The organism is Arthrobacter sp. alpha11c, assembly GCF_054149985.1.
Map to the genome: position 1 here is coordinate 642,627 of NZ_CP196747.1, position 23,551 is coordinate 666,177.

At 59.1% G+C, this 23,551-nt stretch carries 28 protein-coding genes; 16 read left to right on the forward strand and 12 right to left on the reverse strand.

The annotated features are described in order from the left end of the window. The first annotated feature begins 8 nt into the window (after positions 1-8). A complete protein-coding gene (ctaD, locus tag ACTAQJ_RS02970; RefSeq protein WP_216925611.1) occupies positions 9-1,730 on the forward strand; it encodes an aa3-type cytochrome oxidase subunit I in 1,722 nt (573 codons plus the stop codon). Further along, a complete protein-coding gene (locus tag ACTAQJ_RS02975) occupies positions 1,727-2,128 on the forward strand; it encodes a cytochrome c oxidase subunit 4 (RefSeq protein WP_498700576.1) in 402 nt (133 codons plus the stop codon). Before ctaD ends, ACTAQJ_RS02975 begins: the two co-directional genes overlap by 4 nt. 106 nt (positions 2,129-2,234) lie before the next feature. Here ACTAQJ_RS02975 and ACTAQJ_RS02980 read toward each other — a convergent pair whose 3' ends face one another. Beyond that, positions 2,235-2,540 carry an HPr family phosphocarrier protein gene (locus ACTAQJ_RS02980; RefSeq protein WP_498700578.1) on the reverse strand — a complete coding sequence of 102 codons (306 nt, stop codon included), beginning with the start codon at positions 2,538-2,540 and terminating at the stop codon, positions 2,235-2,237. 164 nt (positions 2,541-2,704) lie between these two features. Between ACTAQJ_RS02980 and ACTAQJ_RS02985 the strand changes: the two genes are divergently transcribed. Then, positions 2,705-3,493 carry a GntR family transcriptional regulator gene (locus ACTAQJ_RS02985; RefSeq protein ID WP_431115330.1) on the forward strand — a complete coding sequence of 263 codons (789 nt, stop codon included), beginning with the start codon at positions 2,705-2,707 and terminating at the stop codon, positions 3,491-3,493. 99 nt (positions 3,494-3,592) lie between these two features. On the opposite strand, the gene qcrB is transcribed toward ACTAQJ_RS02985, so the two are convergent. The 4 genes from qcrB to ctaE all read right to left on the reverse strand — a co-directional run bounded on the left by qcrB (position 3,593) and on the right by ctaE (position 7,928). After that, positions 3,593-5,266 (reverse strand): cytochrome bc1 complex cytochrome b subunit, encoded by a 1,674-nt coding sequence (qcrB, locus tag ACTAQJ_RS02990; protein ID WP_431115329.1) that lies wholly within the window; start codon positions 5,264-5,266, stop codon positions 3,593-3,595. Beyond that, entirely contained in the window at positions 5,244-6,314 is a 1,071-nt protein-coding gene (gene qcrA, locus ACTAQJ_RS02995; protein WP_498700581.1) for a cytochrome bc1 complex Rieske iron-sulfur subunit, read from the reverse strand. Before qcrA ends, qcrB begins: the two co-directional genes overlap by 23 nt. 99 nt (positions 6,315-6,413) lie before the next feature. Continuing rightward, entirely contained in the window at positions 6,414-7,202 is a 789-nt protein-coding gene (gene qcrC / locus ACTAQJ_RS03000) for a cytochrome bc1 complex diheme cytochrome c subunit (protein WP_431115326.1), read from the reverse strand. An 87-nt stretch (positions 7,203-7,289) separates the two neighbouring features. Beyond that, positions 7,290-7,928 (reverse strand): aa3-type cytochrome oxidase subunit III, encoded by a 639-nt coding sequence (ctaE, locus tag ACTAQJ_RS03005; protein ID WP_431115325.1) that lies wholly within the window; start codon positions 7,926-7,928, stop codon positions 7,290-7,292. Between the two features lie 148 nt (positions 7,929-8,076). Here ctaE and trpD point away from each other — a divergent pair, with 148 nt between their 5' ends. Further along, on the forward strand, positions 8,077-9,144 hold the full coding sequence (gene trpD / locus ACTAQJ_RS03010) for an anthranilate phosphoribosyltransferase (RefSeq protein ID WP_431115324.1): 1,068 nt from the start codon (positions 8,077-8,079) through the stop codon (positions 9,142-9,144). Between the two features lie 75 nt (positions 9,145-9,219). Here trpD and ACTAQJ_RS03015 read toward each other — a convergent pair whose 3' ends face one another. Next, on the reverse strand, positions 9,220-9,498 hold the full coding sequence (locus ACTAQJ_RS03015; protein ID WP_223932953.1) for an Lrp/AsnC family transcriptional regulator: 279 nt from the start codon (positions 9,496-9,498) through the stop codon (positions 9,220-9,222). A gap of 70 nt (positions 9,499-9,568) precedes the next feature. Then, complete coding sequence (locus ACTAQJ_RS03020; RefSeq protein ID WP_431115323.1) at positions 9,569-9,958, reverse strand: DUF3054 domain-containing protein; 390 nt, start codon at positions 9,956-9,958, stop codon at positions 9,569-9,571. Positions 9,959-10,090: 132 nt separating this feature from the next. On the opposite strand from ACTAQJ_RS03020, the gene ACTAQJ_RS03025 reads away from it, so the two are divergent. The 3 genes from ACTAQJ_RS03025 to ACTAQJ_RS03035 all read left to right on the forward strand — a co-directional run bounded on the left by ACTAQJ_RS03025 (position 10,091) and on the right by ACTAQJ_RS03035 (position 11,590). Next, positions 10,091-10,468 (forward strand): VOC family protein, encoded by a 378-nt coding sequence (locus ACTAQJ_RS03025; RefSeq protein WP_431115322.1) that lies wholly within the window; start codon positions 10,091-10,093, stop codon positions 10,466-10,468. 145 nt (positions 10,469-10,613) lie between these two features. Then, the gene (locus ACTAQJ_RS03030) at positions 10,614-11,072 is read left to right on the forward strand and encodes a VOC family protein (RefSeq protein WP_498700588.1); all 459 of its coding nucleotides are present in this window, start codon (positions 10,614-10,616) and stop codon (positions 11,070-11,072) included. A gap of 86 nt (positions 11,073-11,158) precedes the next feature. Beyond that, positions 11,159-11,590, forward strand: coding sequence for a VOC family protein (locus tag ACTAQJ_RS03035; RefSeq protein WP_431115320.1), 432 nt, complete (start codon positions 11,159-11,161; stop codon positions 11,588-11,590). A gap of 73 nt (positions 11,591-11,663) precedes the next feature. Here the strand turns inward: ACTAQJ_RS03035 and ACTAQJ_RS03040 are convergent, their stop codons facing one another. Beyond that, complete coding sequence (locus ACTAQJ_RS03040; protein ID WP_498700590.1) at positions 11,664-12,647, reverse strand: Lrp/AsnC family transcriptional regulator; 984 nt, start codon at positions 12,645-12,647, stop codon at positions 11,664-11,666. A 250-nt stretch (positions 12,648-12,897) separates the two neighbouring features. Here ACTAQJ_RS03040 and ACTAQJ_RS03045 point away from each other — a divergent pair, with 250 nt between their 5' ends. The 3 genes from ACTAQJ_RS03045 (at position 12,898) to ACTAQJ_RS03055 (ending at position 15,315) form a co-directional block, all read left to right on the forward strand. Beyond that, on the forward strand, positions 12,898-13,593 hold the full coding sequence (locus tag ACTAQJ_RS03045) for a sigma-70 family RNA polymerase sigma factor (protein ID WP_498700592.1): 696 nt from the start codon (positions 12,898-12,900) through the stop codon (positions 13,591-13,593). 241 nt (positions 13,594-13,834) lie between these two features. Further along, positions 13,835-15,010: a tyrosine-type recombinase/integrase gene (locus tag ACTAQJ_RS03050; protein WP_498700594.1), complete on the forward strand. Its 1,176-nt coding sequence runs from the start codon at positions 13,835-13,837 to the stop codon at positions 15,008-15,010. Then, on the forward strand, positions 14,962-15,315 hold the full coding sequence (locus ACTAQJ_RS03055; protein ID WP_454812795.1) for a helix-turn-helix domain-containing protein: 354 nt from the start codon (positions 14,962-14,964) through the stop codon (positions 15,313-15,315). Before ACTAQJ_RS03050 ends, ACTAQJ_RS03055 begins: the two co-directional genes overlap by 49 nt. 52 nt (positions 15,316-15,367) lie before the next feature. Here ACTAQJ_RS03055 and ACTAQJ_RS03060 read toward each other — a convergent pair whose 3' ends face one another. Beyond that, complete coding sequence (locus tag ACTAQJ_RS03060; protein WP_498700596.1) at positions 15,368-15,577, reverse strand: hypothetical protein; 210 nt, start codon at positions 15,575-15,577, stop codon at positions 15,368-15,370. A 114-nt stretch (positions 15,578-15,691) separates the two neighbouring features. Here ACTAQJ_RS03060 and ACTAQJ_RS03065 point away from each other — a divergent pair, with 114 nt between their 5' ends. Together ACTAQJ_RS03065 and ACTAQJ_RS03070 are read left to right on the forward strand one after the other, a co-directional pair. Beyond that, positions 15,692-16,792, forward strand: coding sequence for a site-specific integrase (locus ACTAQJ_RS03065; RefSeq protein WP_498700599.1), 1,101 nt, complete (start codon positions 15,692-15,694; stop codon positions 16,790-16,792). Beyond that, positions 16,789-17,163, forward strand: a complete 375-nt coding sequence (locus tag ACTAQJ_RS03070; protein ID WP_498700603.1) for a hypothetical protein — start codon at positions 16,789-16,791, stop codon at positions 17,161-17,163. Before ACTAQJ_RS03065 ends, ACTAQJ_RS03070 begins: the two co-directional genes overlap by 4 nt. An 81-nt stretch (positions 17,164-17,244) precedes the next feature. Here ACTAQJ_RS03070 and ACTAQJ_RS03075 read toward each other — a convergent pair whose 3' ends face one another. Further along, positions 17,245-17,799 (reverse strand): hypothetical protein, encoded by a 555-nt coding sequence (locus ACTAQJ_RS03075; protein ID WP_498700604.1) that lies wholly within the window; start codon positions 17,797-17,799, stop codon positions 17,245-17,247. 154 nt (positions 17,800-17,953) lie between these two features. On the opposite strand from ACTAQJ_RS03075, the gene ACTAQJ_RS03080 reads away from it, so the two are divergent. After that, positions 17,954-18,139 carry a hypothetical protein gene (locus ACTAQJ_RS03080; RefSeq protein ID WP_431115314.1) on the forward strand — a complete coding sequence of 62 codons (186 nt, stop codon included), beginning with the start codon at positions 17,954-17,956 and terminating at the stop codon, positions 18,137-18,139. Positions 18,140-18,219: 80 nt separating this feature from the next. On the opposite strand, the gene ACTAQJ_RS03085 is transcribed toward ACTAQJ_RS03080, so the two are convergent. Beyond that, complete coding sequence (locus ACTAQJ_RS03085; RefSeq protein ID WP_498700606.1) at positions 18,220-18,360, reverse strand: hypothetical protein; 141 nt, start codon at positions 18,358-18,360, stop codon at positions 18,220-18,222. A 338-nt stretch (positions 18,361-18,698) separates the two neighbouring features. Between ACTAQJ_RS03085 and ACTAQJ_RS03090 the strand changes: the two genes are divergently transcribed. Genes ACTAQJ_RS03090 through ACTAQJ_RS03100 form a run of 3 tightly spaced genes read left to right on the forward strand, consistent with a single transcriptional unit; the run spans position 18,699 to position 22,016 of the window. Then, the gene (locus tag ACTAQJ_RS03090; protein ID WP_498700609.1) at positions 18,699-20,027 is read left to right on the forward strand and encodes an ABC transporter substrate-binding protein; all 1,329 of its coding nucleotides are present in this window, start codon (positions 18,699-18,701) and stop codon (positions 20,025-20,027) included. Between the two features lie 31 nt (positions 20,028-20,058). Next, positions 20,059-21,057 carry a carbohydrate ABC transporter permease gene (locus tag ACTAQJ_RS03095; RefSeq protein ID WP_498700610.1) on the forward strand — a complete coding sequence of 333 codons (999 nt, stop codon included), beginning with the start codon at positions 20,059-20,061 and terminating at the stop codon, positions 21,055-21,057. Then, the gene (locus ACTAQJ_RS03100) at positions 21,054-22,016 is read left to right on the forward strand and encodes a carbohydrate ABC transporter permease (RefSeq protein ID WP_498700612.1); all 963 of its coding nucleotides are present in this window, start codon (positions 21,054-21,056) and stop codon (positions 22,014-22,016) included. Before ACTAQJ_RS03095 ends, ACTAQJ_RS03100 begins: the two co-directional genes overlap by 4 nt. A gap of 37 nt (positions 22,017-22,053) precedes the next feature. Here ACTAQJ_RS03100 and ACTAQJ_RS03105 read toward each other — a convergent pair whose 3' ends face one another. Next, positions 22,054-23,391 carry an HAD family hydrolase gene (locus ACTAQJ_RS03105; RefSeq protein WP_498700613.1) on the reverse strand — a complete coding sequence of 446 codons (1,338 nt, stop codon included), beginning with the start codon at positions 23,389-23,391 and terminating at the stop codon, positions 22,054-22,056. Between the last annotated feature and the right edge of the window lie 160 nt (positions 23,392-23,551).

Below are 23,551 nucleotides of genomic sequence, written 5' to 3' on the forward strand. Positions count from 1 at the left end.
GGAGCGACGTGGCTACTTACACTCAATCCGCCGGGACCCTAGAGGCTCCCGTAGTTCCTAAATCCAAGGGACGCATAGTCGTCAACTGGATCACCTCCACGGACCACAAGACCATCGGGTACATGTACCTCATCGCGTCCTTCGTGTTCTTCTGCCTCGGTGGCGTCATGGCGCTGTTGATCCGTGCAGAACTGTTCGAACCCGGTATGCAGATACTGCAGACCAAGGAACAGTACAACCAGATGTTCACGATGCACGGCACAGTGATGCTGCTGATGTTCGCGACACCGCTGTTTGCGGGCTTCACAAACGTCATCATGCCCCTGCAGATTGGCGCCCCCGACGTCGCCTTCCCGCGATTGAACGCGCTGGCCTTCTGGTTCTTCCTCTTCGGCTCCACCATTGCTGTGTCCGGCTTCATCACTCCGCAGGGTGCTGCATCGTTCGGCTGGTTCGCGTATGCGCCACTGTCGAACACCACCTTTACGCCCGGCGTCGGCGGTGACCTGTGGGTCTTCGGCCTCGCACTGTCGGGCTTCGGTACCATCCTGGGTGCCGTCAACTTCATCACCACGATCATCTGCATGCGTGCCCCCGGCATGACCATGTGGCGCATGCCGATCTTCACCTGGAATGCCCTGGTGACGTCCATCCTCGTCCTTATGGCGTTCCCGCCGCTGGCCGCTGCCCTGTTCGCCCTCGGTGCGGACCGCAAATTTGGTGCCCACATCTTCGACCCCGAAAACGGCGGCGCCGTCCTCTGGCAGCACCTCTTCTGGTTCTTCGGCCACCCCGAGGTGTACATCATCGCCCTGCCGTTCTTCGGCATCGTGTCCGAGATCTTCCCGGTGTTCAGCCGGAAGCCGATCTTTGGTTACAAGGGCCTTGTGTACGCAACCATCGCAATTGCCGCACTGTCCGTCACCGTCTGGGCACATCACATGTACGTGACCGGTTCCGTGCTCCTCCCGTTCTTCGCGTTCATGACCATGTTGATCGCGGTGCCCACCGGCGTGAAATTCTTCAACTGGATCGGTACTCTCTGGCAGGGTTCCATCACCTTCGAGACTCCGATGCTCTGGAGCATCGGCTTCCTGGTGACCTTCCTGTTTGGTGGCCTCACGGGTATTATCCTTGCGTCCCCGCCACTGGACTTCCACGTCTCGGACTCCTACTTCGTGGTGGCACACTTCCACTACGTGGTCTTCGGTACGGTTGTGTTCGCCATGTTCGCCGGCTTCTACTTCTGGTGGCCGAAGTGGACAGGCAAGATGCTGAACGAGCGTCTGGGCAAGATTCACTTCTGGCTTCTATTCCTTGGCTTCCACGGCACCTTCCTGATCCAGCACTGGCTGGGTGTTGAGGGTATGCCCCGCCGTTACGCCGACTACATGCCGCAGGACAACTTCACTTGGATGAACCAGTTCTCCACGATCTCGTCCTTCGTCCTTGGGGCCTCGCTGCTGCCGTTCTTCTGGAACGTCTACATCACCTGGCGCAGCAACAAGAAGGTAGAAGTTGATGACCCCTGGGGCTTCGGTGCATCGCTGGAATGGGCAACTTCCTGCCCGCCGCCGCGCCACAACTTCACCTCCCTGCCTCGTATCCGTTCTGAGCGCCCGGCACTGGACCTGCACCACCCTGAGTTGGCCCAGGTCCACACCGCCCAGTCCCCGGACCCCGCAGCAGTGCTGCTGGGCAACGCCGACCAGAAGGACGTTCGCAAGTGAAAATTGAATCGTGGCTCTTTGGAGCAGGAGCATTCTTCTTTGTCCCGGTCGCCATCGCCTACGGCTTCCTGACGGAATGGCATGAGTGGGTCGGCGTTCTGGGTATTCTCCTGGTTGCCGGTCTCGTAGGCATGATCGGCGCTTACCTGGGGTTCACTGGCAAGCGGATTGGCATGCGTCCAGAAGACCGCCCTGATGCTGAAATTCACGAGGGCGCGGGCGAACAGGGGCACTTCAGCCCTTGGAGCTGGTGGCCGCTGGTTCTCGGCATTGCGTGCGCAAGCGGCTTCCTGGGCCTTGCGGTGGGTTTCTGGATCACCTTCATCGCGGGCGGACTTGCCGTTGTGGCACTGGTCGGTTGGGTCTTCGAATACAGCCGTGGCGACCACGCCCACTAGCAGCAAAACAGCATAACGACGTCGGGCCCCACCAAAAGGTGGGGCCCGACGTCGTTATGCTGTCTCTAGCCTGGGTCGCTGGCCATTTTTAGATAGTCCAGAGCTGTCATTGGGCCTTCAATCGGGCTTCAGTGCCCTCCAGAACGGTAGAAAGGCTGAGGAGGGCAATACGAGCGTCGGAGACACTTTGGTCGTCTTGGAGGGCGTCCAGAGCCACCTCCAGGAGTACCTCGCAGCCATGGCCAAAGTCTTCTGTCATGACTTCCAGGAGGGAGCGTGCGTCTACCGGCGGCCCATCGGGCTTCCTTATCGTGACTGGCAGGCCAGTGTCAGTTACGGCCCGGACAAACACCGCTGCCGCTCGCGCATGCAAGCCTATTTCTGCTGCGACGAAGGATTTCTGCTCCGGCAAGCCAGCTCCTTTGCTAAGACGGAATATCCGTCCGTGAAATTTGATCCATACAAGCGTAGCCGCCGCTTGGCCTGCTCTCCATATCGGGTACACCAGCTGGTCTAGACCTGTGCCCTGGCTGATCTACCCTTAAGGCATGACTCATTTCATGTTGGGCGCTCGTCATGCCTGAAGCCGCGAGTATCGCCGGTGAAATCGACCGGACCAGCAGCACACCTATTTACATCCAGCTACGGGAGATATTGAGGAGTTTCATAGCCCAGTCGTGTCCGCCTGGTTCGTCGCTGCCCTCTGAGCGGGACCTCTCGCTAAGGTTCGGCCTTGCGAGGATGACCGTACGGCAAGCCATTGATGCCTTGGTGGGTGAGGAAGTCATTGAGCGGGTGGTGGGACTCGGTACGTTCGTCAAGAAACCCAAACTTGATCTCCAAGTGAAGTTGACCTCATACAGCGAGGAGATGCAACGACGCGGGATGGTTCCGGCTGCCAAGGTGTTGAGCTTTGAGCAGATTGCTGCCAGTGCTTTTCTGGCGCGGGAGCTTCAGCTTGAGGAAGGCACGCCGTTGGTCCGTTTCAGGCGGTTGCTGCTGGCCGACAACGAGCCCATGAGCGTCGACGAGAACTTCATCCCGGCACACCGCGTCCCGGGGCTATTGGATGAGGCGCCGCCCACGTCGCTCTACAACGTCCTCAGCGAACGCTTCGGGCTGGTCATGGAATGGGGAGAGGACATGATCGAGGCGACGGCCGCATCCCCTTCAACGGCGAGGCTGTTGAACGTGGACGTGGGCTCACCCCTGCTAAAGATCCAGCGTCATGCCTTCGTGGCCCGGGCAATGGTGGACTACTCCGTTTCGTACTATCGGGCAGACCGCTACAAGCTCTGGGTTCCGCTGCAGCGACCAGGGGTCCGGCCCACACGCAACTATTCCTCCGGTTACCGAAGTCAATAGTGCCGGCGTCGGTCCGTAACGGCCCACTCACAAATGGCAAATACAACAAGGAAGGGCACGATCCGTGTGGATCGTGCCCTTCTTTGTTTCAATCTGGAACTAGTGGCTGAGACTCTTCTGGTCCGCGCCAGCTTCGATGGCCTCGTGGTGGCCATGCGCGTGTGCTGCTTCGAGTTCCGCAGGAGTTGCCGGAGCAACACGGTCTTCGAAGAACCACTTGGAGAGCGCTGCACGCCGCTTTTCCTTGCGGGTTACGACACCGTGTTCGTTCGGCGTCGCCGGCAACGGAACCGGAGATTCGAATCCAACGAGCTTATAGCGCTTGTACTCGTCCAGGGGAGCGTGTACCTCGATGAACTCACCGTGGGGGAGCCGTACGATACGGCCGGTCTCACGCCCATGGAGGGCGATCTCGCGGTCCTTACGCTGCAGAGCGAGTGCGATTCGCTTGGTCACGATGAAAGCGAGGATAGGGCCGATGAAGAACAGTGTGCGCAACCAGTACGTGACATCGTTCAGGGATACGTGGAAGTGCGTTGCGATGAGGTCCGAGCCTGCCGCTGCCCACATGACGCAGTACCAAGTGAAGCCTGCAACACCGATCGCGGTACGGGTGGGTGCGTTGCGGGGACGGTCAAGGACGTGGTGCTCACGGTTGTCCTTGGTTACCCAGCGTTCGATCCACGGGTACATGAACAGCACGGTGAAGATGATGCCCGCGGGCACGAGTGCCGGCAACAGGACGTTCAGCGTCAGCGTGTGTCCGAAGATGATGTATTCAAAGTGGAAGTTGTTGATGACGCCAGGCATGAGGCGAAGTGCGCCGTCAACAAATCCGATGTACCAGTCAGGCTGGGTACCGGCGGAAACCGGAGAGGGGTCGTAAGGGCCGTAGTTCCAGATCGGGTTGATCGTAAAGGCAGCTGCCATAAGGGCCAGGACGCCGAAGACGATGAAGAAGAACCCGCCAGCCTTGGCAGCGTAAACCGGTCCAAGGGGGTAACCGACGACGTTGCCGTCGTTGCGTCCCGGGCCGGGGTACTGCGTGTGCTTGTGCACCACAACCATGAACAGGTGAATCACGATCATGAGCAGAATCAGGGCCGGAACCAGAAGGATATGAAGCACATAGAGACGACCAATGATCGCTGTGCCCGGGAATTCTCCGCCGAAGAGGAAGAACGAGATGTAGGTACCAATGACCGGAATGGACTTGATAACGCCATCGATGATGCGCAGACCGTTGCCGGAAAGGAGGTCATCGGGGAGGGAGTAGCCAGTGAAGCCGGCAGCCATGGCCAGAATCAGCAGGACGCCGCCCACTACCCAGTTCATTTCACGCGGCTTGCGGAACGCGCCGGTGAAGAAGACGCGCAGCATGTGGACACCCAGGGAGGCCACGAACAGCAGTGCCGCCCAGTGGTGCACCTGGCGCATGAAGAGGCCACCGCGGACATCGAAGGAGATGTTCAGCGATGAGCTGTAGGCCACGGACATTTCGACGTTGTACAACGGCGTGTAGGAACCCTGGTAGTGGGTTTCAGCCATCGAGGGATCGAAGAAGAAAGTCAGGAATGTACCCGACATCAGGAGGATGACGAAGGAATACAGCGCCACCTCACCGAACATGAATGACCAGTGGTCCGGGAAGACCTTGCGGCCGAACTCGCGCAGGATGCCGGAGCCACCTACACGTTCGTCCACGAAATCAGTGAAACGGCCAACTTTTGTCTTCGCTACGAAGGGGGCTTCAGCTGTTGATGAGGCGCTCATGCTCGTCACGCTCCCAGTAACTCGGTCCTACAGGTTCTTTGAAGTCGCTGGTAGCGACGAGGTAGCCTTCTGCGTCAACTGCGATGGGCAGCTGGGGGAGCGGACGGCTGGCCGGTCCAAAGATGACCTTGCATTCCTGCGTGAGGTCAAACGTGGACTGGTGGCACGGGCACAGAAGGTGGTGTGTCTGCTGCTCGTAAAGAGCAACCGGGCAACCAACATGGGTGCAGATCTTGGAGTAAGCAACAATGCCGTTGTAGCTCCAGTTCTCGCGGCCCTCGGAGGGGTTCAGCGAGTTGGGATCGAGACGCATCAGCAGAACGACGGCCTTGGCCTTTTCGTTCAGCTTGCCTTCGTGAAGTTCGTTGAGACCTTCGGGAATGACGTGGAAGGCCGAACCGATGGTGACATCCGAAGCCTTGATGGGAGTGCCATCGGGGTCGCGGGTCAGTCGCTTGAGCTTGCCACCTTCAGGAGCCCACATGGTGTGTGCGAGTTTGTCATCAGGACGCGGTCCCAGGTCGCCGAAAATAGCGAGAGCAGGGAGCGGAGCAAGGGCAACGGCACCAAGAAGGGTGTTGCGGATCAGCGGGCGACGCTTAATGCCGGTTTCCTCGACGATGTCGTCGACGATGCGCACCGCAGCCTGGCGATCTTCCTCATGACGGATAGCGTGGCGCTCTTCCGACACCTCGTGATCGGGCATCAGGGCCTTGGCCCAGTGCACGATGCCGGTGCCGATGCCAAGCATTGCGAACGCCGTGCCCAGGCCCAGGAGCAGGTTCTGGGTACGGATGTTTGCAATCGTCGATTCGTCGCCCAAATCGATGGCGAAGTACGCCACCAGGAAGATCAGCGTGCCGATGACAGAGGTGCCAAACAAAATGGCTACCTGACGCTCGGCTCGCTTTGCGGCTACCGGGTCCGTGTCAGCCAGGCGCAAACGATGCGGAGGAAGCCCAGGATCCTGGAACTTCTCCACTTCATTCTGACCAGCCGTAGCTACGGTGCCCGAGTGGTTCGGACTGCCGTCACTATGGTTGCCCATAATTCGCCTCATCCTTCTCTCGTTGTCTCGGCCTGGGCCGAGTTAATTTTCAGTTCGAAACTGCTGAACATGCAGCAGAAGTTTGTTGTCTCGTCCGGACTATGACGTGCGTGACGTCAGCCAGATGGTGAAGGCGATGATGACGCCCAAGCCGGCAACCCAGACGAAGAGGCCTTCAGACACCGGGCCAAGGGCGCCGAGATCGGCACCGCCAGGTGAGCCGTTGGCTTCGATGGTCTTGAGGAAGGTGATGATGTCGCGCTTACCTTCGGGTGAGACGTTCGAATCGTTGAACACAGGCATGTTCTGCGGACCCGTGGCCATGGCCTCGTAAATGTGCTTTCCTGTGACATCTGCCAGCGCGGGAGCAAACTTGCCGCGCGTCAGGGCGCCGCCGGCTGCGGCAGCGTTGTGGCACATGGCGCAGTTGACGCGGAAGAGCTCGCCACCTTTGGCTGCATCTCCCTTTTCGTCAAGGAGGTGTTCTTCCGGAATCGCAGGGCCTGCGCCGAGCGATGCAACGTAAGCGGCCAGCTGGCTGGTCTGCTCCTCGTTGAACTGAACGGGCTTCTTCTGCGCCTGGGGGCCATTCATCTGCATGGGCATGCGGCCGGTGCCAACCTGGAAGTCAACTGCTGCGGCGCCCACGCCGACCAGCGAGGGGCCGTCCTTGGTTCCGCTTGCACCCATGCCGTGGCAAGTGGCGCAGTTGGCGGCAAACAATTTGCCGCCTTGCTCTACGTCACTTGCGCTGTAGCTGGTGGTGTCGGCCTTGGCCTGGTTGACAGATGTGGCAACGGCGTACAGCCCACCAGTGAGGAGGAGGCCCATCAGCAGCAGCGCAATGGCTGCCAGTGGGTGACGTCGCTTCTGCGAGAGTGCCTTCACGTGGTGGTTCCTTTATTCGATCCTGCGTCGGCTCCGCGAGCCGCTTCTTGAAATTCTGCCTCTTGTAGAAAAAGAGTCAAAGCCGGGCTACTTCAGGACGTAGATGACCAGGAAGAGGCCAATCCAGACGACGTCCACGAAGTGCCAGTAGTACGAGGTGACGATCGCGGATGTCGCTTCAAAGTGCCCAAACTTCTTGGCTGCAAACGCGCGGCCAATAATGAACAGGAACGCGATCAAACCGCCGATGACGTGAAGGCCATGGAAGCCCGTAGTCATGTAGAAGGCGGAACCGTAGGCATTGGACGACAGGGATACGTGCTCCGAGACGAGCATCGCGTATTCCGTGGTCTGTCCGGCTACGAAGAAGGCACCCATGATGAAGGTGAGGACGAACCATTCGCTCATGCCCCAGCGGGTGAACTGCAGGGGGCCGCCGGTGCGGCGCGGTTCAAGCCGCTCAGCGGCGAAAACGCCCATCTGGCAAGTAAAGGAACTGGCCACGAGGACGATCGTGTTAACGAGCGCAAACGGGAAGTTGAGCTTGGCCGACTCCTCGGCCCACATCAGTCCTGATGTGGAGCGCAGGGTGAAGTACATGGCAAAGAGACCGGCGAAGAACATCAACTCACTGGACAGCCAAACAACGGTTCCAACAGAAACCAGATTGGGGCGGTTCAGCGTCGGGTGCGCCGGGGTACTGGGGGCATGGGTCGCAGATGTCACAAGGACATTATGTCTGTAAAAGTCCAGAGTTCCCAATGCAAACCACCGATTCGGGAGACTTTTTCTACAAAGACGCGAAATCGCGCGGAAAAGTTCCCGGTCCGGTTCACATTGGTCATCCGTGCAGCCCGGTCGATAGCATCAAGGGGTGACTTCTCCGGCATCGGCACCTGCAGCCAGCAATAACTGGCCAGGGCTCATCTCAGCACTGATCAACGGCGACGACCTTGCAGTGGGCAATACTGAGTGGGCCATGAACACGATCATGGCCGGCGAAGCGACTCCCGCGCAGATCGCGGGCTTCCTGGTTGCCCTGCGTGCCAAGGGCGAAACGGTGGAAGAACTGACCGGCCTTGTGGAGGCCATGCTTCAGAATGCCAACCCCATACAGATCTCCGGTGAAAAGCTGGACATCGTGGGAACGGGCGGGGACAGGCTTAACACCGTCAACATCTCCACCATGGCAGCCCTTGTGGCAGCCGGTGCGGGCGCGAAGGTCGTCAAACACGGAAACCGGGCGGCGTCGTCGACGTCCGGTTCTGCCGATGTATTGGAAGCCTTGGGTGTCCGCCTGGACCTTTCGATTGACCAGGTTGCCCGGAATGCGGAGGAGGCAGGAATCACCTTCTGCTTTGCGCAGGTTTTCCATCCCTCGTTCCGTCATACTGCAGTACCCCGGCGGGAGTTGGCTGTGCCCACGGCCTTTAATTTTCTCGGCCCCATGACAAATCCTGCTCATGTTCAGGCTTCGGCAGTTGGCGTCGCCAACGCCCGGATGGCTCCTCTGGTGGCGGGCGTCCTTGCCCGTCGCGGCAGCCGCGGCCTCGTGTTCCGTGGTGACGATGGACTGGACGAATTGACGCCCACGGGGCCATCGACTGTCTGGGAGATAAGGAACGGAACTGTCACTGAACAGGTGTTCTCACCCGCTGAGCTCGGTATCGAACCGTCCACCGTTGCGGATCTGCGGGGCGGGGACGCCGCCGCAAATGCAGTGGTTGTACGTGAGGTCCTTGATGGCAAGACAGGTCCTGTGCGTGATGCTGTCCTCTTGAATGCCGCCGCTGGCTTGGTGTCCGTTGATCTGAACGCCGACGGCGACCTTTTGGAACGTATGCGGGTTGCCTTCACACTGGCAGCAGAGTCCGTGGATTCAGGTAAGGCCGCCGGCGTCCTGACTAAGTGGATCGCCCTTAGCCAGAGTTCCAAAGACTAGCCACAGCCTCGGCGGACTGTGCGGTCGCCAGACTGCGCTGCCGCTTCGAATCGTGATCTTCAGGGGTCCCTGACCCTATTCGAATCCCAACGCAAAGGCGGCGTCGAGATCGTGCTGGGAATAGGCACGGAACGCTATGTGAGTAGTGGTGTGGACTACTGAATCCACTTTCGACAGGCGGTCAGCGATGACGTCCGCGAGGTCTTCATGCTTGGACACCCTGGCTACAGCGATCAGGTCCCATTCTCCAGTGACGGAATAGACTTCACTGATGCCCTGGATGGCCGAAATCTGCTCGGCGGTTTCCGGAATGCGCGAAGCATCGGTCTTGATCAGGACGAAAGCAGTGATCACGTGGGGCCTTTCCGGAAAAGCTTCATTGCGGACGCACTTCAGCCTAGTACATAGGAGATGCAGGGGCCTTTCAGACCTTGGACTGGCGCTTGCGTGACGTGCGCCGAATTAACGCGAGGATGGCGCGGAAGCCGAGCAGGAAAACACCCAGACTGATAAGTGCCACGATGACAAAGGGCAACACCACCGTCTGGCCAGTTACCGCCCTGAGCACCATGCCGATCACTACGGCACCCATCCAGACGAAAATGCCCGAAGGCCAGAGGGCATAGGGCGCACGCCAAACCCTCGCGACCAGCCAGGCAACGCCGGCACCAGCGAGGAAGGGCCAGGCCGTGACAAAGGCGCCTGTGATGATGTCTCCCCGGGCATGGGCGTCGCGGCCGATCGCGGCGAAGACAAGAATCAACAAGAGGTCGGCGGCGGCAGCAGGAATCCAGGATCTAAGCGGTGATGGCATGTTCTGACATTATCGGGGCGGAAGTGCTGGCGCGAAGTTGACGTCCCGCAGGCTCTCTCTTGCGCTTGGTTTCTGCTGCGGCCACGATGACAGGCAGGAACCAACGACGCACCCCAATTAATGGAGGAGATCATGCGATTCGTTCAAGTGGCCCAGCATGCCGAAGACCTGAAGCGGGCGGCGGCCTTCTACGCTGCACTGCTGGGCGCCGAGCCCAAGGCCTTGTACGACCCTCCCGGGCTCCTCTTCTTTGACGTTGGTGGCGTGCGGCTTCTGCTGGAGAAAGGAGCGCCGTCATCCTTGCTCTATTTCGAGGTTGGAGACCTTCACGGCACGGTGGCGGCGTTGAGGAGCAAAGGCGTCAAGATCATTTCGGAGCCGCACATAATTTTCACCCATGAGGATGACCTCCTCGGACCGGCAGACTCAGAGGAATGGATGGCCTTCATCCAGGACAGCGAGGCCAATACCGTAGGCCTGGTCAGCCGGATCAGGACGGCAGGCGACTAACTCTTGCTTGATCAGCAGGCCCCGCGCCGGTGCGCATAACGCGTCAGGTGACAGCCGCCGTCGGGCGCCGTTGTGTGGTGGAACCCACAGGACTAGCCTCAGTCGGGGGACAAGTGGTTCCTCACGATCCTGGAGGACTTGCAGAATGCAGAAGATTTCCACCTGTTTGTGGTTTGACGGCCGGGCGGCAGAAGCGGCGGAGTTCTACACATCGACATTTGATGATTCGTCCATCCTGACATCGATGCCGGGTCCAGACGGACAGGTTCTTACCGTGGACTTCGAGATTGAAGGACGGCAGTTCATGGCCTTGAACGGGGGACCCGCTTTCACCTTCAACGAAGCAGTTTCCCTCGTGGTCAACTGCGATTCGCAGGACGAGGTGGACCGTTACTGGAATGCGCTCTTGGAAGGAGGGGGAGAAGAAAGCCAGTGCGGATGGCTGAAGGACAAGTTTGGCTTGTCATGGCAGATCGTCCCTGCTGGGATGCCGAGCCTGTTGAATGGTCCGGATCCAGCAGGTTCCCAGCGGGCAATGGAAGCCATGTTGAAGATGCGGAAGCTTGATATCAACGTTCTGCAAAAGGCGTACGACGGCGACTGAAGTTCGGGGGACAGGCGCCTTGGGCGCTGCTAGCATTACCGCACGGTGACGTGCGCACCTATCACAACCATGAGGAGAACTGACTAATGACAACCCGCCTCAACCCATATATCTCGTTCCGCGATAATGCCAGGGACGCAATTAACTTCTACGAGTCCGTCTTCGGTGGCGAACTGACGCTCAGCACTTTCGGCGAATATCAGGCAAGCGAAGACCCCGCCGAAGCGGAGAAGGTCATGCACGCAATGCTGGTAACACCCAACGGTCTGACGCTGATGGCTGCCGACACGCCGAACGGCATGGACTACAACCCGGGCAACAACATCTCGGTGTCACTAAGCGGCCAGTCCGAGGATGAAGCCGAACTTCGTGGTTACTGGGACAAACTCGCCGACGGCGGTACCGTCACCATGCCACTTGAAAGCGCACCGTGGGGTGACACCTTCGGGATGTGTGTGGACAAGTTCGGGATTGCTTGGTTGGTCAATATTGCAGGAGCGCAACAACAGGAGCAGTAGCAGACGCGCGGAACACTGAGTAAACGAATGCCTCGTCCGACTCGCGTTGGACGGGGCATTCCCATTCCGGCCTTTACATGATGCGGCGGCCCGAAGGATCCAGCCTGACGCCAACATGCTTAGGTGTCCGCAAGACGACTGAACGGTCCATAATCTCCACCATGGGCAACCTTTCACCCAGTTGCCGTTCGAGAATGGTCATGTCATCGAGACGGCGAAGCCAGACCGACATCACAATCGAATACAGCCCACCTGTGGTGACGACCAGACGCACTTCTCCGAGACCGACCAACCGGCCCGCAACTGCCTCCGCCTGCGTGGCTGGCACACGGAGGAAGTACCAAACGTTTACGGGCCAAGGCGATAACGTGCGGGCCAATTCCAGCCGGACAACGATCCGATCCTGAGCCAGGGCTGCGCCTAGAGCGCTCTTCGCGCGCGGGGGGCTGATTCCCAACTTTTGGGATATTTCAGTTATCGAGGCTCGACCATCAGCGCGCAGGATCCCAAAAAGTTGCTCTTCCAGATCTGCCGATGCACCCTTCGCGGCCGGACTTGGTTGGGGTGCTTCACGCTCTATGAGTCTTACCTCGTGCTCCTGCAAAGAGCGCAACCGCCAGCTGCGGGCGTCCGCCAGCAGATTGATGCCCGGATGGGTTCTTGTACTGCGGATTCCTTTGACGGCTGGCAAGCGGTCCAAAACGAAACGTCCGAGGGAGGCGTCATCGCGGCTCATGACCGTGATGACCATGTCCCTGCCACCTGCGGTGTGATCCATGGAGAGCACATCCGGATCGGCCGCAAGCTCTTCGGTCACGCTTGCCATGCTGGCAGGCGAGCATTCAATTTCCACCAGGGCAAAGGCGACTTTGGAACCGAGCCCACGGTAGGTCGCTACCCATGCCAGCCCTTCACCGGACAGAAAATTCCAGCGTCGCGCCAAGGTTACTGCATCGGCACCCACACCAGGTGCCAAGACCGTCCATGGTGCCCGGGGGCGGATCTGAAGGGCATGCAGGAGTTTGAGGTCCCGTTCATCAAAGTCGAAATCCTGCATGGAACGTCTGCTTCCAACAAATTGCCTGCGTTTTGAGTGTGACCAATCACTTGCTGCCTAGATTCTAGGCGTCACCACTCAAACACTTCGGAAGGCAGCCATGCTTGCTCCCGTCCTGCCGTTCGGCCGCGTCCAATCTTCCATGACGGCTCAGCAAGTACAAGTGCTTCTGAAACCTGCACAAAGTCAGCAGGGGAGGGGAGCGGGCACACACCCGGCGGGCGAGAGTGAGCCCTTTCTGCTTGCTTCCGTGCGCGGGGGTGACTCTGGATCCTACGAGGAACTTTTTCGCCGGCACCACGGCATTGCCACCTATGTCGCCCGGACTGAATCAGATAATCCAACGGACGCTGACGATGTGGTCTCCGAGGCGTTTGCATCGATCCTGAAATCCCTGCTGGACGGCAGGGGACCGGTGGACTCATTCAGGGCTTATTTGTTGACCACCGTTCGGCGAATGTCGCACCGCCGCAATCTGCAAAGCAGACGGGCAGCGGCGACGGTGAACGGCGCTGTGAGTGAAGTGATGCTTGGCACTGATGATCCTGTTCTCAAAGATTTCGAGAACACGATCCTGATGCTGGCTTTCCGGTCCTTGCCATCCCGCTGGCAGACCGTACTTTGGCAGGTGGACGTTGAGGGCATGAAGCCGGCTGCAGCGGCACGGGCCATGGAACTGACTCCAAACGCTGTGTCGTCATTGCTCATCCGGGCGCGTGAGGGTCTCCGCCATGCGTACCTGCAGAAACACGTGCAGGAATCAGCTACGGACCCCTGCACGGATTTTTCGCGCTACTTAGGTAAATACGTCCGAAATGCCATGCGCCAGGCCGCCCAGGAGAAAGTTCGCTTGCACTTGGACGATTGCCTCCGGTGCACGGGGGTGTTGGCTGAGTTGGTGGGAGTTCAGGCAGGGATGAAACAGGCAGGGTCCCGCACTGGATAGGCCGCAGTGGGGGTGGCCTCTTCCTCGTTACTTTACATAATGTAGATTATCGGCGTTAGAGTGGGACGAGTAGAAGTAGATGAGATAACTCGTCCAAACCTGTCATGCAGCGTTTTCCCACGTCAGCTTCGGTTGTGCTGAAGGCGACGTCGAGTAACGGCCGACGGCTCGGCCGCGTCATGGCCCGTCGTAACGGCGTAATCTCTCATTAAATGAGAGATTCTTGCGTAGAGTTCTGCTCGTGACTATCGAACCTGGGCGGATTCCTGCCTTTCTGAACACTGAGAACATTGGGCTGCTGCGGGCCGAGGACCGGGTTTTCGAGGCGATGCTTGATGGTTGGCGCGCGCAGATGCTGGCACGCGGGCTCTCGACCGCGTATATCAAGAGTTCCTGCAGTGTCGTTGAGCGGTTCCAGGGGCACGCAAACGAGTATCCGTGGACGTGGTCGGCGCACCACGTGGACGAGTTCTTCGCGGACCGGCGCAGTTCAGACCCTGGCTTGGCGTTGTCCACGCTCCGGTCCAACGCTGGAGCGATCAAGGCGTTTTGTGCTTACCTGACCGATGGGCGTTATGGGTGGGCGGCCCTTTGCGAACGGGTGTTCGCCGATATCCCGGTGCAGGTCGTGTTCGAGTGGAACTCACCGCGGCACGCCACTGACGATGCCGTGCCGCCGCGCCGCCGCGCGTTCACCAGGGCGGAGCTTCAAACGTTCTTCGATGTCGCTGATGATGTGGTGGATACGGAGTTCTCCAAGCGCTCCAAGCGTTGGTTGCCGGCGTTGAGGGATTCGACGGCGTTCAAGGTTGCCTACGCTTACGGGCTGCGCCGCCGGGAACTGACGATGCTCGAGTACGTCGATTTCGGCCCCAATCCCCACGTTGAACAGTTCGGCCGGTTCGGCGCACTGCAGGTGCGGTGGGCTAAAGGAACCAAGGGCTCAGGTCCTCGGCGTCGGACCGTGCTGACCGTCCCGGAGTTCGATTGGGTCGTCGGTCAGTTGGAGTACTGGCTCTCCCCTGATGGCCGCAAACGCTTCGCCACCGCGGACCGTTCAGCGAGTATGTGGCCCTCCGAGCGCTCCGGTTCCACCGTTTACCGCAACTTCGACCGGGCGTTCCAGCGCATCAGGAAAACCGCGGGTTTGCCGGAGGAATTGTCCCTGCACACCTTGCGGCATTCCTATGTCACTCACCTGATCGAGGCCGGCTACGATCCATTGTTTATCCAGCAGCAGGTCGGCCACAGCTACTCATCGACCACAGCCCTCTATACTTCCGTGTCGGCGGACTTCAAACAGAAGACTGTCCAGAAGATGATCGCTCAGCGGCTACGCGGCGGCGGTACTGACGAAGGGAACGGCCCATGGCTGAACAGCGACGGATCGGCTACCGATGGAACCTTCGGCAGATGATGGCCCAACGGAACCTCTGGAAAACCACCGAACTTCTCCCCCTCCTCAAAGCCCGCGGCATCAACCTCTCCAACGCCCAGGTTCACCGGCTTGTCACGGGAACACCGGAACGCATTCCCGCCCAGACGTTCGCGGCGCTCTGCGACATCCTCGAATGCACACCCAATGACCTGTTTGAACCCTTCGTCCAGATGAGGGCGGCCAAGACCGCCAACGCCCCCAAGCGGCCAGAGGACCTGGGAATCCAGCCCGGTTCCCCGGTCGCACGGCGGATCAGGGTCCTGCCACCGGACGAAGATGCCTAGACCCCGGAAACCCAGCGACCCCACGAAGTGGCCCGAACCCTGCGGACGCTGCTCAGAACACCACCAGATCGTCGTTCGCTGGCCCGACAACGGAATCTGCGGCTACTGCTACCAGCAAGCCAAACGAACCCGTGGCACCTGCGCCTGCGGCCACGAAGGTATCCTGCCCGGCCGGGTAAACGCGCTCCCGGCCTGCCGCAGATGCTCCGGCGTCAAACTCAACATCGACTGCATCGGCTGCGGCAACGAAGACGAAATCCACTCAGGAAACCGCTGCTGGGCATGCGTCCTCGCAGCAACAGTCGACCGGCTCCTCACCCCGGAAGAGCAGACCCGCTCCCCCGAACTTCAGGCCATCGCAACAGCACTGAAATCCATGAAACGAGCCAACAGTGGGCTCACGTGGATCCAGCAGCCCCATGTCACCGACTTCCTCCGGGAGCTGGCAGCATCGCCCGACATCACGCACGCCGGCCTCGACCAGCTGGCCGCCTCGGCAACCCGTGAATACGTCCGCGGTCTGCTCGTGGAACACCAGGTCCTGCCGCGCCGCGACGAGCTCAACACACGATTCAGCAGCTGGGCCGGGCAAGCGATCGACCGGATCACCACCCAGAACCATCGCGACATCATCCGCCGCTACATCCGCTGGCACCACCAACGCCGCATGAACCAAATGGACGAAGTCACCCAAGGCACCTTCCTGAGGGCCAAACAATCGGTCACCGTCGCCATCGAACTGCTCAACTGGCTCACTGAGCACGGCGCCGAACTCACAGCCATCACGCAGGCGCATCTGGACCGCTGGCAGGCAGAAGGCCCCACGACGAGAGGCATCGCATCACGCTTCCTCGACTGGGCAAGCAAAACCAACCTCATCGGCCCCTCCTTGAAGCTGCAACCCCACCGCCGCGGCACCAGCCCCCGACTCGACGCAGCCAAGCAACAAGAAATCGTCCAAAGCCTCACCCGCGCGACCGAGATGAGCCCACGAGACCGTGCGGCCGCGATCCTCATCTTGGTCTTTGGCCAGCAGGTCTCCGACGTCGTCAAACTCACTTGGGACCACGTCCAGGTCACCGATGAGGACGTCACCATCACCCTCGGGACCGTCCTGATTGCCCTCACGCACCCGCTCGATGAGCCTTGGCGCCAGTTGGCTGCCGCCCCGACGCATGATCAGACGGCCGCGCACCCCAACAGCAACTGGGTGTTCCGCGGCGGCGCTCCCGGAAGACATCTGCGGGCTTCTACCCTCACCGAACGGCTCAGCTCGGCCTTCAGCAGCCGGGCGGCCAGACTTGGCACGCTCCACGAACTCACCAAAGTCGCGCCTGTGGCCATCATTGCGGAAGCCCTCGGATACTCTCCAATCACCATCGAACGCCACGCCATCGATTCCTCGGCCAACTACGCCCAATACATCGAGTCAGTAGCCAGGGCCCAGAGTCAGAAAGGCACGTCAGCAGAACAATGAACACCGAAGATAGCCCTCAACAAGGAAGCCCCCAAACCATCGCGGCAATGAATCAATTGTGGGGTGGCAGCCTTACCCACTTCGGACTTGATCCCATCACTCAACGCAGCGAGCTCCGGATCCGCGTCCTCGACAAGGGCGTGACCGAAGACTATCTCGTGACCTGCAGTGACGTCGTTGAATGCCGTTTCAGCAGCAATATCCCAGGGCCTTGGTCGTATGCCGAGGTCACCCAGGTCGAAGCTGACTACGATCAGGCTGCGGCACTTTGGCTGATTGATTTCATGCTGTGGTCAGAAGAAGCCGGAATCTCCGTCCGATGCTCGGATGTCAGTATCAACGATCAACCCGTTGGTGTTCCGCGCTGGTAGGCGCTTTCGACTTGCTCGACCGCTTCACGCGCCCTCCCTGCCAATCGCCCTATGTCGGTCGAAGATTCGTAGGCAGTGCCCCTAAATCCACTGGCCTTCCGCCAGCTCAGACCAGAAATCGACGCGATGGCTGGGTGATTTTCGGTCAGGAATGTTGAAGAACTCGCTTTGGAAGTAGGAGACGAGATCGCTGCCGTAGTAGATCACATCAGTTTGATGCACGGAAAAAACCGGGCTGCCCGCAGGGGCAGGAGCTGCCGGCATAAAACGGTGCGAATAGATCGGGATGAGGGTAGGCACGGTGCGCAAGCGCTCACGTGCTGCTAGGAGGGCTTCCTCAACTTCAGTGGGCCGCTCGCCCCATTCCTCGGGCCAGAAAACATTCTCCCTAACATCAAACAACACGCCATCGCGCGGCCAGTCGAGCCTCTTCTGAATCCCCTTGGGATCGCCCAGCCAATCAATCCAGCTAGGGCCAATAGGCATCGCGAGACCCAGAAATTGCGCATGATCAGGACTGAACTCGAACGAAAACTGCTCTTCAACGTCTTCGATTTGCCAAGGCGATAAGCCCGGAGCTAACGGAATCTTCGCGGCATAGAGAACCTCTATGGCTTCTTCAACAAGGGAACTCACGCCATAAATCTAGCCGTAGGGCTACTCGTCCCACATCAACACGTCCTGCTGCCAGTCAAAGCGTGGGAGCAGAAGGGGATTTCCCCACGTTAGAGACGGTTCAGTTTCTTCTTTGACGTTCGACGTCGATAGCCAGGTCGGGCCGCATCATTACGTGCAGTTCCACCGCTGGGGCATGAATGGTTCTTCGCGGCCGGACGGCCTACGGAAAGCTGCCAACGATCACGCTGCGGCGCTTTGGCTGATTGAGTTCATGCTGTGGTCCGAAGAAGCAGGAATCTCCATCCGGAGCTCTGATATCAGCATCAACGGCCAACCGCTTGATGTTCCGCGCTGGTAGGCACATTCGACATGCTCGACCTGCAGGCGCACTCCCTGCCAATGGCTTTACGTCGGTCGAAGAGTCTTAGGTAGTGACCCCTAAATCCACTGGCCTTCCGCCAGTTCAGACCAGAAATCGACGTGGTGGCTGGGAGACTTTCGGTCAGGAACGTTGAATAACTCGCTCTGGAAGTAGCAGGCGAGATCGCTGCCGTAGTAGATCACATCAGTCTGATACACGGAAAAGATAGCTGCCGCTCGAAGTCGGTCAGCGGCTAACGGCCCCCACGGATGGAACTCCATCCGTAGGGGCCGTTCTGGTGGTGCCAGGTAAGTTCGCTGGCCAAACTTCCACCAGTAATCGTCGTGGCCGAAAGAGTCGGCTACTCCCCCGACATTCGGTCCTTCTGGGATGGGCCACAGCGCACCCTCACCGGGTTGTTAGCGCTAACGCGTTGACATTGTGGTCTTCATCACTCATGCTTGGGATAACGATTTCCTGCCTCGTTCAGCCCAGCCTCAGCGCGTGGGGAGCGCGGCCCTTCCCCACGTTTCGTACCACCTCAAAGGAGAGACTTGTGAAGTTCACACACCGCAGGAGGGTCACCTTGAGTGCTGCCGTCCTAACCTCGGCCGCTCTACTTTCGGCATGCGGCGGCGGCTCTGCCTCACCAGCAGCCCCAGCGGCCCACTCGGGCCCCGTCACGATTGACGTGTGGGGCTGGAATGCCGAAACAGGTAAGCAGATAGCGGACGCGTTCAACGCCGCACAGAGCGATGTCAAGGTCAACTACGTTCTCCAGGCTTCCAACACCGCTACCCAAACAAATTTCCGGAACGCAATGGAAGCCAAGAGCGATGTTCCATGCCTGGTCCAGGGCTTCGCGCCGTTGACCACCATGGTGGTCAACGGCTGGGCCCAGGACATCACTGACGCAGTCACTCCTACGGAGGACACCTACAACGACGGTGCAAAGGCCGCGGCAAAAGTGAATGACCGCTACTACGGTCTTCCCTCCGGATCTGATGGGCAGTTCATGATCGTCAACAAGGACACGTACGACAAATACGGAGTGAAGATACCTACCACATGGCAGGAATTCGTAGACGCCGGCAAAATTTTCAAAGCCAACGGCGTAGACGTCACCAACCTCGCCGGAGAAGACCCCAGCACCCTGATGAACCTTGCCCAGCAAGGCGGCGCGGAGTGGTTCGCGATAGACGGCGACAAATGGAAGGTGAACTTTACCGACAAGGCCACGATTGCGGCGGCCGACATCATCCAGCAACTTATCGACAATGACTTCGTCTCAAACCAGACCTATAAGGATAGGCCCGCCCTGTACTCGTACTTCGACTCAGGAAAGATGGCTTCCACAACCACCCAATGGTGGTCGCTCACCGGCTACAAAACGAACTTTCCCGTCACCTCAGGCCACTGGGAGGCAGTGGAGATCCCGCAGTTCAGTTCCGACAAGAAGGCTACTCCAGGCCGTTCAACTCCAAGCTTTGTCCCCGTTGGCTGCGACTCCCCCGAAGCTGTGGTCAAGTATGCTGACTGGCTGGCAACGCCAGAAGGCATCCAAGCGGGTAAGAACCCCAAGACTGGTTCCGTAGGCTTGCCTTCCTCCCTGAATGACCCGTCCCCTTACGTCAAGGATGTCATCCCTAAGGGCTTCTTCGTCGACGACACCAAAGCTGCAGAAGTCATGGTGGAGGCCCAGAAGGCTACGGTAGGCAAATTCGAGCTGGGACCGAACTACGACGCGTGGTTCCCCGAATTGCAAGATCAATGGGGCAAGGCCGTCGCCGGCCAGATCAAGTTGAGCGAAGCATTGAAGAATGTCCAGAACTTCGTGACATCGGACCTGGAAAAGAAGGGCATCTCATTCAGCACCGGCAGCTAACGGCTGGGTGCGATGAGAGCAGGAGGACTTCATGACAGCAACTATGCAGGCAGCTACCAAGCGTCGCCGGTTCCCTCGTGGAAGCACCAGGCGAAAGAGAAGCAGCAGCGGTGGCGCGGGGACAGTCCTTCGGGCACAATCCGGGTGGCGCGTAAAGCAGGACCTGAAAGGTGCGTCCCTTAGCCTGCCTTTCCTTCTCGGGTTTGCCTTGTTTACCCTCATTCCTGTCGCGATGGCACTCAAGGAAAGCGTTTTTGCGACCAAGACGTCCGGGCTCGGCTTCGGCAAGGCAACGTCAACCTTTGTTGGCTTTGACAACTTTGCCGAAGCCCTCGCGGACACGTCCTTCTGGGCTGGAATGTTTCGCGTGTTCATTTACGCCATCATCGTCGTTCCGCTTGGCCAGTTGGTCAGCCTCGCCATGGCCTTGGTGCTCGACGGCGTTCGGCGGCGGGTCGCGGCGCGGTTCAGGATCGTGCTGCTCCTTCCTTACATGGTCCCAGGGTTGGTGGCCACCATGGTCTGGATTTTTCTCTACAGCCCAGTTGTTGGACCACTGAGTGATTTCCTCCAGGTGTTCGGGTTACAGGTAAATTTCTTCGCCGGCAACACCATATGGTCCTCAATTGGGAACCTGGCAATCTGGGGCGGAATCGGGTTCAACATGCTCATCATGTACGGCTCCCTTCAGTCGATCCCCCATGAAATTTTCGAAGCCGCCCGCATCGACGGGGCGGGGGAACTGCGAATCGCGAAGGACATCAAGGTGCCGTTCCTGCGCGGCTCCCTCGTTCTGACGAGCCTGCTGGCAATTATCGGAACCCTCCAGATTTTCAACGAGCCGCTGCTTTTCCGAGCCGTGACTCCGGAGACCATAACCAAGGACTTCACGCCCGCCATGATGATCTACAACCAGGCTTTCCAAGTGGGAAACATCAACTACGCCACGGCACTCTCAATCGTTCTCGGAGTCGTGGTGGGCATCGTATCGACCATCATTTACCGCTTTACGAACAGGATCGAGTCATGACCCAGGCATCATTGCAGCCCGAGGTGAGCCGGACAGTCCATGAAGCAGTAGACGCCCCCACCCCTGCTCGTTTGCCCAGTAAGAGAAGGCGAAATCCAAATGTACAGCGATCCGCGAACGAGGCTGTGGGAGTTTCCCGCTGGGTCATGCTGGGAATCCTGGCTTTCCTGGCCGTCTACTCCGCAGGTCCACTGTGGTGGCTCATCGTGGCGTCAACGAAGTCGAAAGAACAGCTGTATACAACCAATGGCTTGTGGTTTGGTGAATTCAGCCTCCTGGACAACCTGTCAGACCTTTTCACCTATCAGGACGGAATCTTTGCCCAGTGGCTTTGGAACACCGTGGTCTACGCGACGCTGGGCTCGGTCGGGTTAACGCTGGTTGCCTTGGCCGCAGGCTATGCCATCGCCAAGTACCACTATCTAGGGCGAGGGTTCACCATGGGCCTCATTATCGCTTCGTTCCTCATTCCTGGAACCCTCATGATCGTCCCCTCCTTTGTGCTCTTCACGCAGATGGGTATCTACGACACGATCTGGGCCATGATCCTGCCCGGTATGTTTGGCTCGTTTTCCGTCTACTTGGCGAAGGTATACGCCGAAGGAGCCGTCCCCAGTGAGCTCATGGAGGCAGCAAGGATCGACGGCGCCGGTGAATACAGGATCTTCTTCTCCCTCGGTCTCAGGCTCATGACAACTGCGGGTGCAACAATATTTCTCCTTCACTTTGTGGCTTCCTGGAACACTTTCATGTGGCCTCTGGTCTTCCTCAAGGGCGCAGACAAATGGCCTGTCATGCTCGGACTCTATTCATGGCTCGAGCGCGGAACTGACAGTCAGTATGACCTGACCGGTCTGGTGATCACAGGATCCCTCGTCTCCACGATTCCCATGATCGTCCTCATGATTGCCATGCAACGCTATTGGCGCTCCGGCGTGACCATGGGAAGCCTGAAGTAAGACATTTCGCGACAGAAGCGGCTACCAGGAAGTCCCCTCAATGGACGCGATCCACCTGGTCCGGAATAACGCTGCCGTGCTCGCGCACCACTGGCCCCTTGCTGCTGTCCGGGTTGGTGTACGCCTTGGTGGTGCATGGATACGGCTCGTTACGCTGTGGTTTGGGGTCGATGAACATTGGGGTGATCAGCCACTTGCCGTCCTCGTTGTCGTAGGCTCGGCACATAATTTCGGCGTTGTTCCGGTTCACCACCAGCCTGGCTTCGGTGGCGTCGCCAACGAAGGTTACGTCTGTGCCGGAGTCGCCGGCGGCCAGGATCTGGCGGCGTTCGGCAGGCAGTTGCTCAAAGGCTGAAGGACCCTCGACGCCGAAGATCACCTGATTGGCCCAGCAGCGTTTTCCTTCGATGTAGGTCATGACGGAATCTTCGCCGTCGGGTATTCCGCCGCAGCCTTTCAGATGGGCGGTTTGGATGCCATCCTCATAGACGCTGCGGACTCCCACGACGTGCCCGGCGTCGATGCCGACGTCGCCGGCCCACGCCTTGACCACCGGCTCTGGCGACGCGGAAACCACCCATGTTTCGATGCCGTGTGCCTGAAGGACGCCGATGAGGTCCTTCATCTGTGGGTAGATCCGGATGTAACCGTCCACGTGCTGGCTTCCAACAGTCTGCATGCTGCCTTGTGCTGCGGAGAGGTTCTCCTGCTTCATCGCGAGTGCGAACTGGCCGAGCTGCTCCTCGGTATATCCGGCAGACAGGGCCGTACCCCAGGCGTAGGCGCCGACGAGGTGCCGGGCATTGAAGCCCTCAAAAGCTGGCTCGCCCGAACGGGTCTTGTCCTCGAGGATGGCGAGGATTTCATCAGCGCAGTCCATGTTGCTGCTGGTTTTGAGGGGCTGGCCAGCGGGTGTGTCTGTGCCGCATGCCGTTGACAGCGCCGTCGCTGCCGCATCCGTAAGGTAGCGGTTTGTGCTCTTCCAGTCCTTATTCGCCGGTTGCAGGACTTTGTCATGCCGCAGCATCCAAAAGTTCGTGCCGTAGCCGATGTCGTTCTTCACTACAGTGTTGTCCCAGTCAAAAATTGCCACCGGAGCTTTGTCTCCGTGGGCTGTTCCTGTGCAGCTGCTGTGGGCGTCAATGGTCTTTTGCAATTGTTCCCGGACCTCCCCCGGCCATGCCAGTTGGGCGTCAAGTTGGCGGCATTCGGCCGCTGGCCCAGTGTTGGTGGCAGGAGGTGTGGCGCACGACGTGGCCGACATGAGGGTCGCCACTATCGCAGTCGTGGTTGCAACGCGGAGATAGGGTTTTCTGTGGGTTTCCTTGCTGTGGGTGTTGTCATCCTTGACCAGCCCTGACGAAAATGTGGACATGCTTCCCCCGGTTCTCAAGATTTCTTAATGGTCTGTAAATAGTCCAAAGTCCTGAGTAAGTGTGTGCCATATCACGGGAAATAGTCAAGGAGTTAGAGGGAATTTATAGCAGGAAGTTAGGGTCGGCCACTCTGAAGCAAGTCGTATTGGCATTTTTTCA